Origin of the sequence: Chloroflexus sp. (genome assembly GCF_049970315.1) — a bacterium.
Taxonomy (GTDB): Bacteria; Chloroflexota; Chloroflexia; order Chloroflexales; family Chloroflexaceae; genus Chloroflexus.
On the sequence record NZ_JBMFNE010000002.1, the window covers coordinates 213,809 to 229,002 of the forward strand.

A 15,194-nucleotide genomic window follows, 5' to 3' on the forward strand; every position below is an offset into this window, starting at 1 on the left:
TGCGGGCCTCAGGAGAGTGTAAAAATCACTTATCCGGCGTATTCAAGATGCGTTTTAACCCACGCCAGAATTGTAGACAAGTCAATCTGCTCAGGGATGGTCGTGTCGATGGTGAGTAACGGTCCGCCAATCGGGAGTGGTTCAATCGGGCCTCGTGTGCGCACGGTAGCGAGGTCAGCCGGCGATACATCATCGCAATGACCGGGGTGGCGCTGACCTAAGGTAAGCCGTCGCAGGATTCGCTCAACCAGCACATCACCATCGGCGACACAGCGTATCTGTACCGGGCGAAATGGAGCCATAGTGTGGAGATTCTGTATCCGCGTTGTATCAAGATCAACGCGAAAATTGCTCTCCATAATCAGTGACTGCCCACTGCTTAAGATGGTCGCTGCCGTATGGTAGATGATGGTAATCGCTGTAGTACCAACCTGCCGTGACCATGCCCGATCCGACCAGCCTAATCCATCGAACATCAACTCCTTATAGGCATCTTTACTTAACAACGGTAAGCGCAGGCTGATAGCCAGCGCTCGTGAGATGGTCGTTTTACCGGTAGCTGGATGCCCGGTAACAATAATCAACGTTGGTGTTTGCACAATAGTACATTATACTTTCTCTCTTCGTCATTGGGGAGAGGAGCTGCCCACTGTCTGCCATCCTTTCCTGTGGGGTGGTTGGAGAAGAGGGAAAAAGTGCCCGTACTAAAAGCTATGGAATAAATCACCCCTCGCTTCCCGGTTATGGGGCGAGGGGCAAACGGATAAGGGATGAGAACGCATGCCCCTCTTCCTCCTAGGGGGAGAGGGGCACAGCATCCAAATCTAATGGAACTGCTCTTCCTCGGTGCTTCCGGTCAGCGCCGTCGTGCTGATCTCACCACCGGCGATCACCTGTGCCACCTCGTCGAAGTAACCGGTACCGACCTCCCGTTGATGGCGGGTGGCTGTGTAACCGAACGCTTCAGCGGCAAACTCCGCCTGCTGCAACTCACTATACGCTGCCATACCGTGATCACGATACTTCCGGGCCAAGTCAAACATGCTATAGTTGAGCGTATGGAAGCCGGCCAGCGTCACAAACTGGAACTTGTAGCCCATTGCGCCCAGCTCACGCTGGAATGCAGCAATCGTTGCATCGTCGAGCTTCTTCTTCCAGTTGAACGAAGGCGAGCAGTTATACGCCAGCAGCTTGCCTGGGAATTGAGCGTGAATTGCCTCAGCGAAGCGACGTGCCTCTTCGAGATTTGGCTCACTCGTCTCGCACCAGATCATATCGGCGTAAGGTGCATAGGCTAAGCCACGTGCAATCGCCTGATCAAGGCCGGCCCGTACTCGATAGAAGCCTTCGCTGGTGCGCTCACCGGTGCAGAAAGGCCGGTCGCGCTCGTCAATATCGCTGGTTAACAAGGTCGCCGCGTTAGCATCGGTACGCGCGATAATAAGGGTCGGCACCCCCATGACATCGGCGGCCAAACGGGCAGCCACCAAATTGCGGATCGCAGCTTGGGTTGGGATCAACACTTTCCCACCCATATGCCCACACTTTTTTTCGGACGCAAGCTGATCTTCAAAGTGTACGCCCGCTGCACCGGCTTCGATGTACGCTTTCATAATCTCGAAGACATTGAGCGGGCCACCGAACCCGGCCTCAGCGTCGGCCACAATCGGCGCAAACCAGTAAATATCGTTGCGTCCTTCACTGTGGTAAATCTGATCGGCGCGTCGTAGTGCGTTGTTGATAGCCCGTACCAATTGTGGGCCTGAATTCGCCGGATAGAGACTCTGGTCGGGGTACATCTGGCCGGCGAGGTTAGCATCAGCCGCAACCTGCCACCCGCTCAAGTAGATCGCCTTCAATCCGGCCTTCACCTGCTGCATTGCCTGATTACCGGTTAGCGCGCCTAAGGCGTTGATATACGGCTCGGTGTGCAGCAGATCCCACAAGCGCTCGGCCCCCATCCGTGCTAACGTGTATTCGATCTGTACTGAACCACGCAAACGATAGACATCTTCGGCAGTGTACGGGCGCACAATACCGGCAAAGCGTGGTGTGTTCCAACTGTCTGCAATCTGTTTGATGTGTGCGGCACGATCCATGTGCGTTCTCCGGTTTCCTCATTGAACGTGACGGGCACGGTCAACTTATTTCTATAGATGGGATGCATTGTACTAATGGTCGTTACATCATAGTTACACGATTGTGAAAAGAGGTGCGACGAACCGCATTATCCATCCCACGTGCGTCCGTAGTTTTCGGCCAGTTTGGTCAAGATAGCCTGCTCAAGATCGATGTCGAGCAGGTATGCCAGTTGAAACAGATAGTTGGCAACATCGGCCAGCTCACCGGCCAACGCTGCCCGGTCACTCGGTTCATCGCGAAATTGAAAATGTTCAAGGATTTCAGCCGCTTCCACCGCCACCGAAATCGCAATGTTGCGTGGGGTTTGCGGGAAGATGCTGTCAGGTGCATACCAGCCTTTGTCGGTTACAAACCGGTTAATTGCATCGGTTAGCTCAGCAATACTCATCGCCATCAGTATGACTCCTTTCCCTATCTACGTTTGTCTCATTGTAGAGCAAGAATGGTACAATGTCAGTGGTATGTGCTGGTGCATAAGAAGAGGATGCCTATGCTGACTATCAATGCTATTGCCCAGTACTGTGAGCAAGAAATTGCACGGTTGCAACTGGCCGGTGATCGGGAAGAGCTACGTCGTCTGCAACTCGCGATTGGTGTGATCATGAAAGCTGCCGAGCAAGTAAGTGACCGAGAAACGGCAATGCGCTTTCGCGTACTGGCGGCACGCGCGGCCAATGCCCAAGAGTTGATTGCCGGCGAGGATTAATACGCGGTTACTCCCGCCGCAAGACGGTCATGTTTCCGGTAAGGATCGGCTCTGTCGACTGCCTCATTCCTTGCCTAAGCTGAATGTGTGCCGTATGTTACCTTTCATTCGGGCACGATTCGTACCCCGGCGGTAGCGGCTCATTCGGCACTGCAAAGCGTTCGTTCATTGTACCGTGTGTTACAGTGTTGCCTCAGTAGGTGAGACGTAAACTTCCGGTTATGTCGGCTCACGGTTTCTTTCATCGGCCGAATAGCTATTCATAAACTCTCGCTTAATTTGAATAAGGAGCAATGACGTTCCATGAACCGGTTTGCTATCGAACTCGCCGATATTCAAGCTGCCCGGCGTGCCTTGCGCTCGATAATTTTGCCGACGCCGGTACTGCCTGCTACCCGACTCAGCGCGGAGCTGGGAGGGCCAATCTTTTACAAAGCTGAGAATACTCAACAGAGCGGTTCGTTTAAGATCCGCGGCGCGTATAACACCATCGTGCATCTTTCACCCGAGGAAAAGGCGCGTGGTGTGATCGCACCCTCCGCCGGGAATCATGCCCAAGGTGTTGCCCAGGCTGCACAATTACTCGGCGTAAAAGCAACGATTGTTATGCCCGAACGTGCTCCGTTGACCAAAGTGGTTGCCACCCGTCGGCTCGGTGCCGAAGTCATCCTACAAGGTGCGACGTTTGATGATGCAGTTGCTTACGCTCATACTTTGAAGGAAGAACGAGGTCTGACGTATGTCCATGCGTTTGATCATCCGCGTGTGATTGCCGGTCAAGGAACTATCGGACTGGAATTGGTTGAAGCACTCCCCGATCTGCAACAACTCATCGTTCCGATAGGGGGTGGTGGTTTGATCAGTGGCATTGCCCTCGCCGTCAAGACCTTGCTCCCGCATGTCCGTATCGTTGGTGTACAAGCCGCCGGTTGCGCACCGGTGCCGGCATCACTCGCTGCCGGCCATCCAGTTACGGCACCTACTGCACACACAATCGCCGACGGCATTGCCGTCAAGCGTCCCGGCGAACTAACCTTACCGATGATTCAAGCACTCGTCGATGAGGTGGTCACCGTCGATGATGAAGAGATTGTGATGGCAATAGCCCATGTCTTGCAATATAGCCGGCTAGTAGTTGAGGGTGCCGGTGCAGCCGGCGTGGCAGCGCTGCTTAGTGGGAAGGTGCCGGTCCAACCGAATCAGGTCACCGCGACCATTCTCTGCGGTGGGAATATCGATGCCAATCTGCTCATGCGCGTGATCGAATATGCGCTGGTGCGACAGGGGCGCTACCTCCTGCTCCGGACCAGCGTCGATGACCGACCGGGTGGATTAGCAGCGCTTGTCAATCACGTTGCCTCGACCGGTGCGAGTGTAATGGACCTCTTCCATCGCCGGGGGATGTGGCGAGTGCCGATTGACCGTGCCGGTGTCGAGTTGATCCTTGAGGTGCGCGATGAAGAGCATGCCCAAGCAGTGATCGATTCCCTGGAGCGGGCCGGTTTCCATTGTGAACGCGAATCGAATTGGCCGTTGTGACAGCACGTGTCTCAGCAATAGCTGTAGTGTCTTCACCCTCTCACGGCGAGCAGCGTATTCCCTCAAGGAGTATCTATGGCGACCATCCGTTCCACCTTCAACCAACTGCGCCGTCTCCGCGCTGTCGAGTTACAATTGCTGGTAACGGTACTGCTTTTCTTTGTCGCCGGCTATCTGTTGGTGATAGTGGCTACCGGTCAGAGCGAACTGCAAACGACCCTCAGTGGCTTGGCCCGTCTCCTCTGGCCATCCAGCCTACCCCTGCTGCTCTTTCTGGCGATCTCCCTCGGCCTATCGTGGCGTAGTCCGACCGCCGATCAGTTGATCTTGCCACTGGTTGCCTTACTTGCCGGCCTGAGTCTCATGATGACGGCGCGGTTAGAGCCGGGATTGAATCAGATTGCCATTTGTAGCAATGCTGCCGGTGAGCGCTTTCCGTGCTACGAAGGGATTGCCGCCAAGCAGACCTTATGGGTGACGCTGGGCACGGTGATTATGGCAACCATCCTCTTCACCCCACTCGATCGTATCTGCATCAGACTGTTTCGCCTCTCGTTTATCGACGTGCTCGATCACTACCGCTATCTCTGGTTGTCGCTAGGGCTTCTGCTCATTTTGGCGACGTTTATCTTCGGTGTCGATCCCAATGGTAGCGGGGTGCGCGTCTGGTTCAATCTTGGCTTGTTCTATTTTCAACCGTCGGAATTGCTCAAAATTATTCTTGTCATCTTCATGGCTTCTTACCTTAACGAATACCGTGAGATTGTCCAATCGAGTTACCGACTTGGGCCTTTGAAGTTACCGCCACTGCCCTACTTAGCCCCTCTCGTCATTATGTGGGGGATCGCCATGCTGACCATCGTGTTTCAGCGCGATCTGGGAGCCGCCCTCCTACTGTTCGGTGTCTTTTTAGTGATGCTCTATGTGGCAACGGGACGCGGACTATACGTCCTCGTCGGTATGGCAGCCTTTGCCGGTGGTGCCTACTTGCTCTACCGTTTTTTACCGATTGTCGCTTTGCGCGTCTCGGTCTGGCTTGATCCATGGGCCACGGCCCAAGGGTCGGGATATCAGATCGTGCAAGCAATCTATGCCCTCGCTTCTGGCGGTATCTTTGGAGCCGGTCTTGGTCGCGGTGTGCCTGAGTACGTACCGGCTGTGCATACCGACTTTATCTTTATCGCAATTGGAGAGGAGATGGGCCTAGCCGGTGCGTTGGCGGTACTCATCGCCTACATGCTGCTGATCTTTCGTGGTTACCATGTGGCTCTGACGATTCCCGGTCGTTTCCGCGGTTTTGAGCAGTTGCTGGTGGTTGGACTAACGTCGATCATTGCCGTGCAATCGTTCATTATTCTCGGTGGGAATTTGCGACTCATCCCACTCACCGGCATTACGCTTCCCTTTATTTCGTATGGTGGTTCGTCGATCGTCATCAACTTTCTCATCATCGGCCTGCTGTTACGCATTTCCGTCAGTGATAAGACGTTCTGATCCTTGTTTGCCGGAAACCAATTGCCGCAGCCTCATTGAGTGAGACTGCGGCAGAAGGGGGAGGGAGGAGACCCGGGAAGAAAATCGTTACATCCGTCCGCGGAGCATACCGTTCCAGTACATTGCCGGCAGGCCGTAGGCCTTCAGCGCGTACATGCTATAGCGCTCTTGCGACTGATCGAACGGGAAGCTCTCTTTGGGCTGGTTGGTGTAATCGAACTCGGCCAAAATCAAGCTGCCGTAACCGGTCACCAGTGGGCACGACGTATAACCATCGTAGGTTGCCGGCAGGGTCTCCTTAGCGATGGCTGCCATCAGGTTCGCTACCACCACCGGTGCCTGCTTGCGGACTGCTGCGCCGGTCTTCGATGTCGGCAAGCTCGAGCAGTCTCCAAGGCTGAAGACGTTCGGGTAGCGCTTGTGCTGGAGCGTGTACTGATCCACCTCAACCCAACCACCACTGTTTGCCAACGTGCTGCTCTTAATCACATCTGGCGCACTCTGGGGTGGTGAAACGTGCAGCATATCGAAGTGAACCGTCACCGTCTCCTGGGTCGCCAAGTTACGGAAGACGGCCTCACGCGCCTCACCACGCACTTCAATCAGATCATGCTGATAGTGAACGTTGATCCCCTTCCGCGCCACTACGCGGTTCAACGCATCGGCATACTTCTTAACGGCAAAAATCGCGGCACCGGCGTGGTAGAAGTTGAGCTGGCTTTGCTGACGCACACCCGAACGGCGGAAGTAGTCATCGGCAAGGTAGACGATCTTCTGGGGCGCACCACCACACTTTATCGGCGTGCTCGGATGGGTGAAGACTGCATTGCCGCCGCGGAACGTGCGAATGTTCTGCCACGTATACTCAACCGTGTCATACGAGTAGTTCGAGCAGACACCGTTCTTGCCGAGCGTTTCGGGCAGACCCTTTACCTTGCCCCAGTCAATCTGAATCCCGAGTGCGACTACCAAAAAGTCATACGTGATCGTTTCGCCGTTGCTCAGCGTCACGCTATTGTTATCTGGATCAAACGCAGTAACTCGCTCCTTCAGCCACGTCACTCCCGGTGGGATGTAATCGGCTTCAGGCCGTGCCGACTGCTCGCGTGGGAAGACACCGGCGCCAACCAGCGTCCACAATGGCTGATAATAATGAACGGTCGATGGCTCGATCAGAGCAATTTCCGGCGGATTCGGTTGATCCATCAGTTGGGCGGCAACGGTCAGACCAGCGGTACCGCCACCGGCAATGACGACTTGATAGTGGCTCTTGGCCATAGCATTTCCCTCTCTTCTAGTGTGGGTTAATCCGCATTTTCTATCGTGACATCATGCGACACTACTGACTAACCGGGCAGTTTTTGCCCAAACCGTTCGGCGAAACTGAGAGCGAACCCGAGTGAGCGCTGTACATCGCGGTTGAAGAGTGCGCCCAACAACGACATTGGCCCGGCACGGCGCGGTTCGCGTTGCGCACTGACCAATGCATGGGCAGCAGCCCCCATCACGTGTAGGGTCTTCGGATCGAGCACGCCGGAATTCATCAGCGCCTTCATCTCTTCCGACTCCATCAACGCCACCAGATTGCGCAGTGCCAACAGACCTTGTCGTGCGGTGTCCTCTAAATCGACCCCTTGTCGCTTGATGGCTGCGTACAGCTCGTCAATCATATCGACCGTCATCGCGGCAAAACCAGGAGCTTGCTTCGCCAGATCATTCAGAACCACCAATTGCTCACTCAACCCAGCCAAAGCCCGCAATGTTGCCGGATCGGTCAGTCGTTCGAGGGCGTGGAGACCGATCTTCAACCGCTCATCAATGTCCACTCCGGCGCTTGCTGCATCGCGGTACAAACCGTCAACCGTGTCGGTTGCCATGGCCAGTAGCGCTGGAGCCTCATCAGCCAGCGCATTGACCTTCGCCAGATGTTGTTCGAGCCGATCCATCCGCTCCATCATCTGATTCAGTAGCTCGGCGATGTGCCCTACATCGAGTGACTGCATCTCGGCGGTCGTTCCTCCATTGGTTTGTGTGTAGGTCATAGCTTTTCCTAGTTGTTGGGCTCGAAGATCGTTCGAGCCAAGCCAATCGCCCACTTCTTATGTCCTGCACTTACGACCGGTGGAGAGATGGTCGCAGGTGCAGGAGAAGACCTATCTCTGTTTACACGGTTACAGCCGACACCAGTTCGCGCCATGTGCCTTGTGGATCAACAAGCGTTGCTACGTTGGTGAAGCCCAACCGGTGCAGGACACTCGTACCGACCTGCGAACGATAGCCGGTGGCGCAATGTGCAATAATCGGCGTATCACGCGGGATGTCGGCGAGACGGCGTGGGAGATAGCCAACCGGAATGTGTAGCGCACCGGGCAAGTGAATCTCGTCAAACTCCGTCTGGTTGCGCATATCGAGGATGACTGCCGATTGATTGGCGAGAGCCTCGCTCAAGTCTTTAACCGTTGCAGTGGGTAGTTGGGCCAGATTGCCTCCCAAAGCCGACGCCGGTATGTATCCCGGAATATCATCAACACCGATCGCGCGGAGGTCTTTCAAAATCTGCTGTAAATCGGCATCATCAGGCACCACGAGGTAGGTCGGTTTGCTGAAATCGACAAACCAGCCGACATAAGTGCTGTACATCTTGCGGATTGGGACGCTGATGCTGCCCGGTACGTGGCCGGCAACGAATTCAGCCGCACTGCGGAGATCGAACACCGTTGCCCCTTCGGCTAACGCCTGATCAAGCACGGGCCGTTCGACCTCAACCGGCGTAGCAAGGTCGTGCAAGAGCGCCGGTCCGACCTTGTTCACGTACTTCATGCGGGCGAAGTAGCGTGGTGGTTCGGGTTGACCGTGCAGTAGCCATTTCACAAACGCATCTTCATCGTCGAACTGGAATGCCGGGTTAAAACGCTTTTCGTAGCCGAGTGTGCTCGATGGAATTGCGCCCAGCGCCTTCCCACATGCACTGCCTGATCCGTGTGCCGGCCAGACTTGCAGGTAGTCGGGGAGGGCTTTGATACGCTGCACCGACTGGAATTGGCGGCGAGCACCCGGTTCCTTGGTTCCGGCGATACCGGCTGCCTCCTCCAAAAGGTCAGGCCGTCCTACATCACCAACGAAAAGGAAGTCACCGGTGAAGATACCCATCGGCTGATCGGCGCCGGCAGTATCGGTGATCATGAAGGCAATGTGCTCTGGAGTGTGGCCGGGGGTGGCGATAACCTGCACTTTAATGTTGCCCACCATCCACGTATCGCCGTCTTTGACCAAAATCGCTTTGCTCACTTCGGGGTAGGCATATTTCCAATTCTCATCGCCCATGTCGCTCAGATACATCTGCGCGCCGGTACGCGCAGTCAGCTCGCGAACCCCACTCACGAAGTCGGCGTGGATGTGCGTTTCGGTCACATGCGTGATCCGTAAACCTTCCTTGGCGGCTACCCGTAAATACGGCTCAACATCGCGCATAGGGTCGATCACCATCGCTTCGCCGGTCTTAGCACAGCCAATGAGGTAGGAGGCTTGTGCTAACATCTCGTCGTAGAAGTACTTCAGCAACATTGCTTCTGTCCCCTTTCTGACTACTTGGTGCTTGCAATGCAGTGTGGCGCCAACTGCTTGTTTAGGGTGGTGGGATTTCTTGTACATACGATAACAAAAATTCTCTCTTGGCAGAAGCCGATTCTTGCTTATACTATCTCTAAGTAAGAACTTATACCTGGTAGACAAGTTACTCATTGCATTGTGGCATAGGTGGATTATTCAACTATTGTCAGAGGCATGTATTTCTTCGCTATCACCTATTCATACATTCGTTGACAACGGTTCGTTCGATGATCGATCTTTACAAACTCGATATCTTCACCCGTGTCGTAATGGCCGGTAGTCTCAGTAAAGCTGCTGAGCAGTTGCACATGACCCAATCCGGTGTTAGTCAACATATCCGCGCCCTCGAAGATTCGCTCGGCACCGGGCTGTTTGTTCGTGGTCGGCGTGGTGTTGAGCTGACACCGGCTGGGCAACGGTTGCTGGCCTACTGCGAAGGTATCTTTCGCCTCGTTGCCGAGGCCGAATTGGCCGTTACCGATGTTGCCGGCTTGCGTAACGGTCTATTGACGATCGGGGTTACCCCCGGCGTGAGTGCGTATTTGTTACCGGAATGGGTGCAGATGTTTGGGCAACGCTATCCGAATCTGGCGGTGAGTACCCAGACCGGTACGACGTCGGTGATTGTGGCCGAATTGCGGGCGGGAACTCTTGATCTCGGGGCAATTGAAGGTGAACTCGATGGTACTATCACCGATATTCAGCAGCAGCCGTTGCGTGAATTTGATCAATATGTCGTGGTTGGGCGACGCCATCCGTGGTGGGGACGCCATGAGGTGGCACTTAGCGAGTTGACCGGTCAACCGATGGTGATGCGCCAAGCGAACAGTCAAACACGGACATGGCTTGAGCAAGCGTTACGCGATCAAGCACTGGTGCCGCGTGTTATTGCGGAGCTTGATAACCTCGAGTCGATTAAACGGATGGTGATGATCGGAACCGGTATCACGATTTTACCGCTCTATACTATTACCACCGAGCAAGAACTCGGTGCGTTGCATCCGATTGCGATTACCGGAAGGCCATTGCGGCGCACGCTACGTCTGCTCTGGCGGGCGGCCCGTCCATTGACGCCGGTAGCCTACGCTTTTCGTCAGTTACTCATGACCTATTATGGTCGCTAATGATGCTTGTCCTGTAACCGGCGTTGCATCTGATCGATAAGCCGTTCTTCAAGAGCCGGTGGCAAGGGTGGTAGTACGTCGTCGAGGTGGTGTAGTAGTTCAACCGTTTGACGGAGTGATTCCAATATCTCTTGACATTCGGGGCATCGGCGTAGATGCTCTTCGAGTTCGGCACATGAGGTAGCACTGAGTTCGCCATCAAGGTAATCGTTCAGGACATCAAACTCAAGGCAATGATGGTGATCGAAGCGCTCCATAGGCACCCTCGCTGCACTGCCACTGGCATTAATCGGCTTCCCCGGTCGTTTCCACATAACGGGCCAGCGCCTCGCGCAACCGTAGCCGTGCGCGATGTAACCGAACCTTGACCGCACCGGGACTGATGCCGAGCCGCTCGGCAGTCTCCTCTGTGCTTAACTGTTCAATATCTCGCAATACGATGACGGCTCGCAATGGGTCGGGCAGTTCGGCGATGGCTTGGGTAATTTCGCGTCGCAATTCACCGTCTAACACACTGCGCACCGGATCGATCGTCCATCGCGATATCGTCTTAAACTGACTCGTCGTCTTGTCCGACCCAATCTCACCTGCGGCATCGAGACCAACATGCGCCCGCTTTTGGCGTAAGAGCATCAGTCCTTCATTTGACGCAATCCGGTACAGCCAACTTCGCAAGCTACCGGCTCCGGTATACTCGGGAAGGGCTGCACAGGCCTTGATAAATGTGGTCTGCAACACGTTCTCGGCATCGTCCGCGTCACCGAGCAGATGCAATGCACGCGCGTAGACAAGCGGCGCGAAGCGCTTGACAAAGCACGTACAAGCATCTGGATCACCACGGCGTAACCCAGCTAAGAGCGCTTCTTCATCGTCGTAGAGTGACAGATCGATAATTGGTCCCGGCACAGTATTATACCCTCCATTACAGACGTGATCGTAGTATATCACGCCTGCAACGGCTGGAAGATACTCCAAGTGTCCGACGTGGGCATATCGTTAGGCCGCAGCAGCGATCGCCTCACGTAGTTTGTTGACCATCATACCTTCTGGTACAGCACCTTCAATATGCACCAGATCGTCGATCACGGTCTTGGGGACACCCATCACCGTGTAGCGATCGCCAAGTTCAGGAAATTCCGTCACTTCGATGCCTTCGGCGGTAATGTACGGGTTAGCCAGCGCTAATCGGTACGCCATGACTACTGCACGTGGGCAGTAGGGGCATGTCGGTGTAACAAAGACTTGCAGGTGCATAGGCGCTTTGATGGTCTCTAACAGCGACATCGTTGCCGGTTGCAAATCGGGTTGGGTGGCGCCTCCGGCTAAGCGAATTGCCTCGATCAATGAGGCAAACTCGTAGCCGCTCGGTAGACCGGCAAAGCGCATACCGTTGTCTTTGCGCTCTTCGCCGGACAAGAAGACAATCCCTGGTGCTTTATCAACGCCGAGTTCGGCAGCATATGCGCCATCTTTTTCAAGATCGTAAACGTTCAAGCGCAAGAGCGGGTTAAGCTCTACTACCTCTTGAAGAAGCTCCTGGGTTACTTCACTGTATTCGCCACTGTCCGCTGAGGTAAACAACACCAACTCGACCGCATGTTGTAAACCGCTCAACGCTTCCCGCACCGCTTGCCGATCTTTTTCTTGCATAAGGGCCATCGCTCAAATCCTTTCTCATCATAACTGTCGTCTTGCTACCAACAAGATGCACCTCAAACGCCGGTGGTTACAACGTGGTCTCTGGCAGTGCGGGATCGATCCGGCGGAACCGCACGGCTTTGCCTCTGTATCGTACCATACTCGAATGCCGATTGGTAGTTATGCCCGACCTTCATACATCAACCACCATCCCATCCCAACCCCGATCAATACACAAATCCCGGCCAACGTACTATTGAGCGGATAGCCGGCAATCGTGCTGATCCATGGCCCGACCAGCGATCCGACAATGCGGCCACCGCCGATACAGGCGGTCATCGCCGCTAAAATGGTGCCACGATTCTGAGCGTTCAGGCCACTGATCAAGGGAAACGTGGAGACAATCGCAAACTCGAAACAGAGATCAAATGCCAACAGCAGCGAGAGAAAGACCGGCCACGAATTACTTTGCGGCAAGAGCAGGAGCCAGATGCCGACCAACGTAAAGCCGCCTAACACCGCTCGTCGCTTACCGATCCGATCGGTAAACAGTGTCGCAGTCAATGAACCGAGTAGTTCGACCACGCCGAGCAGACCAAACACAAGACCGAGCTGAGTTGTGGTAGCGGCAAATGCACTACTCAACCAGCCGGCATAACTAACAAATATTAGTTCAACGGCGGCGAGTTGGATGAAGACAAAGCCAAGTGCTGCCAGGACATTCGATTGGCGTAAGGTATGCAACGTACTCCGGAAGGAAGGTGGCACCGTGGATGCCCCGGTAGCATATCGATCGTTTGGTAATACCAAAAACAACAGAATGGTCGCGATTGCAGCAACGGTCAGCACACCAAAGGCAGCGGCGATGCCAAACCGTTCAGAGACCCACGTCACCAATGGTATACCGAGCAATGCCGATAGCGCCCAGCTCAATTCGAGGACACCGAGCATTCGTCCACGATGTTCGTAGCGACTGTGCGTACTGACATAGCTCTGCAAGGCTGGCATTGCTATGGCGACGGCTAAACCAATGACGGCATACCCCAAGAGAAACCAACCAAAGCTACGGCTGAGGGCACAGATCAACGATCCAATGCAGAAGATGATACTGCCCCACAGCATTGTTGCCCGGTCGCCAATCCGATCGCTTACAAAACCACCGAGCGGACTGATCAGCGAGGCTGCCACTTGCACGGTAATTAATAAACTTGCCACATTGAGATCGACGGTAAAGCTTGCCGCAAGCAATGTAAGCAGCGGGTAGACGAGGCGAAATGCCACACTGATGAGCCAGCGTCCCCATACGAGAATCATAATGGTCGGCCACGTAAGGGTGTGAGGTATCGTTGTGGGCAACGTTGTCATGTCATGTTCCTTGTTCACTGTTGAAAACACAGCAACTACCGAAATTAGGCATCGTGATGCCACAAATGTGCATTGACAGATACTGAGGGGTAGGCTATCATTTGAACCATTGTCAGCGAGATTTTGGAATAAAGCCACATTTGCTTATGCACCGACAATATCACGCATGGCATAGCCCTGCCCTCAATCGAACGATGGAATTGTTAGTTTTTGGTCACGCCGGCGCGCCCGTACTCGTCTTCCCTACGTCGCATGGACGGTTCTACGAGTATGAGGACCGTGGCATGGTGGCGGCTTTGGGTCATCATCTGGAGCAAGGATGGATTCAGCTCGTCTGTGTTGATAGTGTGTATAGTGAAAGTTGGTACAATTATAATGCCGATACTGATGCGCGCATCTGGCGGGAAGAACAGTATGAACACTACCTGATCACCGAGGTTCTACCGCTCATTCGCCATCTCAACCCTAACCCCTTTTTTATGGCGACGGGTTGTTCCTTTGGAGCCAGCGAGGCCGTTACCTTCACTCTGCGCCATCCTGGTCTAATCCGGCGCGTGATCGGATTATCGGGATTGTACGATCTCAAACGGTTTTTTACCAACTACACGCAAGGCGTCTACTTTCATAATCCGGTTGATTTTATTCCGAACCTCAACGATCGGTGGGCGATAGACCGCTTGCGCGAGACCGACATTATTTTGGTCACCGGGCGTGATGATCCATCGGCGTGGTCCAATGAACTCCTCTCAAGCCAATTATGGGCGAAGGGTATTGGTAATGCGCTCCGGATCTGGGATGGCTGGTGTCATGATTGGCCGTATTGGCAACACATGATCCTCAAATACATCGGCGGTCATGATTAGCAACTGATGCATACTTATGCGGTAGAGCCCCTCTGAAAAATCCGGTACCTTCGGACTATTCAGTTCATCATCTGCTCATCATATACTAATCACCAGAGGTAAGGTCTGTGCAGGAGTGCGTGCTATGAAACCCAAACGCGGACAATCCATCGTTGAGATGGCGCTCTTGCTCCCCACGATGCTGATCGTGTTGTTTGGGATTATCGAGTTTGGTTATTTGATCTTTGCCTACTCGATGATCTCGCAAGCGGCTCGTAACGGGGCTGAAGCGGCAGCACAGTTGCCACCATACGAGACGTGGTTGCAACTGCGCAACAATCCGCCGGCTAACTTTCCCGGTTTTACTGCCGATGGGTGTGTGCGAGGCATTATGGAAGCCATCCGCTCCGATATTGTCCTCTTCGACGGTTCGGGGAATGAAGGTCGGCGGATTGAGGATTATGTGATTATCCGCTACCCTAATGGCGGGCAGACTCGTAATCTAAAAGATCGAGGCCCTATCGAGATCGAGATTAACTATCCAGTGCGGAGCATCACACCGCTCTTTGACTTGATCGGTCTAGAGAACGGAACAATTAATTTGCGGGTGGTGCAGCGTCGCTCAATTGAAAACCTCGGCGTTGATCCGGCGAGTCCGCGAGGCGTGGCCTGTGCCCGAGATGTTGCCGATTGGCAAGAGTTGCAAGACCTGCGGTCACCATGAGAGAGGGTGTC

Annotated in this window: 16 protein-coding genes; 6 read left to right on the forward strand and 10 right to left on the reverse strand. The window is 54.3% G+C overall.

Annotation, left to right across the window (positions count from 1 at the left end):
* Positions 1-29: 29 nt before the first annotated feature.
* The 3 genes from ACP5OT_RS02175 to ACP5OT_RS02185 all read right to left on the reverse strand — a co-directional run bounded on the left by ACP5OT_RS02175 (position 30) and on the right by ACP5OT_RS02185 (position 2,536).
* Positions 30-599, reverse strand: coding sequence for an AAA family ATPase (locus tag ACP5OT_RS02175; RefSeq protein WP_428111353.1), 570 nt, complete (start codon positions 597-599; stop codon positions 30-32).
* A 225-nt stretch (positions 600-824) separates the two neighbouring features.
* Complete coding sequence (aceA, locus tag ACP5OT_RS02180; RefSeq protein WP_424674699.1) at positions 825-2,099, reverse strand: isocitrate lyase; 1,275 nt, start codon at positions 2,097-2,099, stop codon at positions 825-827.
* Positions 2,100-2,227: 128 nt separating this feature from the next.
* On the reverse strand, positions 2,228-2,536 hold the full coding sequence (locus ACP5OT_RS02185; RefSeq protein WP_424674700.1) for a nucleotide pyrophosphohydrolase: 309 nt from the start codon (positions 2,534-2,536) through the stop codon (positions 2,228-2,230).
* Between the two features lie 96 nt (positions 2,537-2,632).
* Between ACP5OT_RS02185 and ACP5OT_RS02190 the strand changes: the two genes are divergently transcribed.
* The 3 genes from ACP5OT_RS02190 (at position 2,633) to ACP5OT_RS02200 (ending at position 5,881) form a co-directional block, all read left to right on the forward strand.
* Complete coding sequence (locus tag ACP5OT_RS02190; protein WP_424674701.1) at positions 2,633-2,848, forward strand: hypothetical protein; 216 nt, start codon at positions 2,633-2,635, stop codon at positions 2,846-2,848.
* 303 nt (positions 2,849-3,151) lie between these two features.
* Complete coding sequence (gene ilvA / locus ACP5OT_RS02195; RefSeq protein ID WP_424674702.1) at positions 3,152-4,387, forward strand: threonine ammonia-lyase; 1,236 nt, start codon at positions 3,152-3,154, stop codon at positions 4,385-4,387.
* 75 nt (positions 4,388-4,462) lie between these two features.
* Complete coding sequence (locus tag ACP5OT_RS02200) at positions 4,463-5,881, forward strand: FtsW/RodA/SpoVE family cell cycle protein (protein WP_424674703.1); 1,419 nt, start codon at positions 4,463-4,465, stop codon at positions 5,879-5,881.
* Between the two features lie 87 nt (positions 5,882-5,968).
* On the opposite strand, the gene ACP5OT_RS02205 is transcribed toward ACP5OT_RS02200, so the two are convergent.
* The 3 genes from ACP5OT_RS02205 to ACP5OT_RS02215 all read right to left on the reverse strand — a co-directional run bounded on the left by ACP5OT_RS02205 (position 5,969) and on the right by ACP5OT_RS02215 (position 9,445).
* Positions 5,969-7,159, reverse strand: coding sequence for an NAD(P)/FAD-dependent oxidoreductase (locus ACP5OT_RS02205; protein ID WP_424674704.1), 1,191 nt, complete (start codon positions 7,157-7,159; stop codon positions 5,969-5,971).
* A gap of 68 nt (positions 7,160-7,227) precedes the next feature.
* Positions 7,228-7,923: a DUF1641 domain-containing protein gene (locus ACP5OT_RS02210; RefSeq protein ID WP_424674705.1), complete on the reverse strand. Its 696-nt coding sequence runs from the start codon at positions 7,921-7,923 to the stop codon at positions 7,228-7,230.
* Positions 7,924-8,044: 121 nt separating this feature from the next.
* Positions 8,045-9,445, reverse strand: a complete 1,401-nt coding sequence (locus ACP5OT_RS02215) for an MBL fold metallo-hydrolase (protein ID WP_424674706.1) — start codon at positions 9,443-9,445, stop codon at positions 8,045-8,047.
* Between the two features lie 272 nt (positions 9,446-9,717).
* Here ACP5OT_RS02215 and ACP5OT_RS02220 point away from each other — a divergent pair, with 272 nt between their 5' ends.
* Entirely contained in the window at positions 9,718-10,614 is an 897-nt protein-coding gene (locus ACP5OT_RS02220) for a LysR family transcriptional regulator (protein WP_424674707.1), read from the forward strand.
* Here ACP5OT_RS02220 and ACP5OT_RS02225 read toward each other — a convergent pair.
* The 4 genes from ACP5OT_RS02225 to ACP5OT_RS02240 all read right to left on the reverse strand — a co-directional run bounded on the left by ACP5OT_RS02225 (position 10,611) and on the right by ACP5OT_RS02240 (position 13,617).
* The gene (locus ACP5OT_RS02225; protein WP_424674708.1) at positions 10,611-10,871 is read right to left on the reverse strand and encodes an anti-sigma factor family protein; all 261 of its coding nucleotides are present in this window, start codon (positions 10,869-10,871) and stop codon (positions 10,611-10,613) included. The two genes, ACP5OT_RS02220 and ACP5OT_RS02225, sit on opposite strands and share 4 nt — an antisense overlap.
* Positions 10,872-10,899: 28 nt before the next feature.
* Complete coding sequence (locus tag ACP5OT_RS02230; protein WP_424674709.1) at positions 10,900-11,520, reverse strand: RNA polymerase sigma factor; 621 nt, start codon at positions 11,518-11,520, stop codon at positions 10,900-10,902.
* A gap of 90 nt (positions 11,521-11,610) precedes the next feature.
* The gene (pdo, locus tag ACP5OT_RS02235; RefSeq protein ID WP_424674710.1) at positions 11,611-12,273 is read right to left on the reverse strand and encodes a protein disulfide oxidoreductase; all 663 of its coding nucleotides are present in this window, start codon (positions 12,271-12,273) and stop codon (positions 11,611-11,613) included.
* Between the two features lie 159 nt (positions 12,274-12,432).
* Positions 12,433-13,617, reverse strand: a complete 1,185-nt coding sequence (locus ACP5OT_RS02240) for an MFS transporter (protein ID WP_424674711.1) — start codon at positions 13,615-13,617, stop codon at positions 12,433-12,435.
* Positions 13,618-13,763: 146 nt separating this feature from the next.
* Between ACP5OT_RS02240 and ACP5OT_RS02245 the strand changes: the two genes are divergently transcribed.
* Complete coding sequence (locus ACP5OT_RS02245; protein ID WP_424674712.1) at positions 13,764-14,480, forward strand: esterase family protein; 717 nt, start codon at positions 13,764-13,766, stop codon at positions 14,478-14,480.
* A 124-nt stretch (positions 14,481-14,604) separates the two neighbouring features.
* On the forward strand, positions 14,605-15,183 hold the full coding sequence (locus ACP5OT_RS02250; protein WP_424674713.1) for a TadE family protein: 579 nt from the start codon (positions 14,605-14,607) through the stop codon (positions 15,181-15,183).
* The last annotated feature ends 11 nt before the right edge of the window (positions 15,184-15,194 follow it).

What these genes read in the sequence shown, in the direction of transcription:
- ACP5OT_RS02245 (WP_424674712.1), top strand. Translation starts at nt 13,764, where the DNA reads ATGCACCGACAATATCACGCATGGCATAGCCCTGCCCTCAATCGAACG.
- aceA (WP_424674699.1), bottom strand. Translation starts at nt 2,099, where the DNA reads ATGGATCGTGCCGCACACATCAAACAGATTGCAGACAGTTGGAACACA.
- ACP5OT_RS02240 (WP_424674711.1), bottom strand. Translation starts at nt 13,617, where the DNA reads ATGACAACGTTGCCCACAACGATACCTCACACCCTTACGTGGCCGACC.
- ACP5OT_RS02210 (WP_424674705.1), bottom strand. Translation starts at nt 7,923, where the DNA reads ATGACCTACACACAAACCAATGGAGGAACGACCGCCGAGATGCAGTCA.
- ACP5OT_RS02250 (WP_424674713.1), top strand. Translation starts at nt 14,605, where the DNA reads ATGAAACCCAAACGCGGACAATCCATCGTTGAGATGGCGCTCTTGCTC.
- ACP5OT_RS02190 (WP_424674701.1), top strand. Translation starts at nt 2,633, where the DNA reads ATGCTGACTATCAATGCTATTGCCCAGTACTGTGAGCAAGAAATTGCA.
- ACP5OT_RS02220 (WP_424674707.1), top strand. Translation starts at nt 9,718, where the DNA reads ATGATCGATCTTTACAAACTCGATATCTTCACCCGTGTCGTAATGGCC.
- ACP5OT_RS02200 (WP_424674703.1), top strand. Translation starts at nt 4,463, where the DNA reads ATGGCGACCATCCGTTCCACCTTCAACCAACTGCGCCGTCTCCGCGCT.
- ACP5OT_RS02215 (WP_424674706.1), bottom strand. Translation starts at nt 9,445, where the DNA reads ATGTTGCTGAAGTACTTCTACGACGAGATGTTAGCACAAGCCTCCTAC.
- ACP5OT_RS02205 (WP_424674704.1), bottom strand. Translation starts at nt 7,159, where the DNA reads ATGGCCAAGAGCCACTATCAAGTCGTCATTGCCGGTGGCGGTACCGCT.
- ACP5OT_RS02185 (WP_424674700.1), bottom strand. Translation starts at nt 2,536, where the DNA reads ATGGCGATGAGTATTGCTGAGCTAACCGATGCAATTAACCGGTTTGTA.
- ACP5OT_RS02225 (WP_424674708.1), bottom strand. Translation starts at nt 10,871, where the DNA reads ATGGAGCGCTTCGATCACCATCATTGCCTTGAGTTTGATGTCCTGAAC.
- ilvA (WP_424674702.1), top strand. Translation starts at nt 3,152, where the DNA reads ATGAACCGGTTTGCTATCGAACTCGCCGATATTCAAGCTGCCCGGCGT.
- pdo (WP_424674710.1), bottom strand. Translation starts at nt 12,273, where the DNA reads ATGGCCCTTATGCAAGAAAAAGATCGGCAAGCGGTGCGGGAAGCGTTG.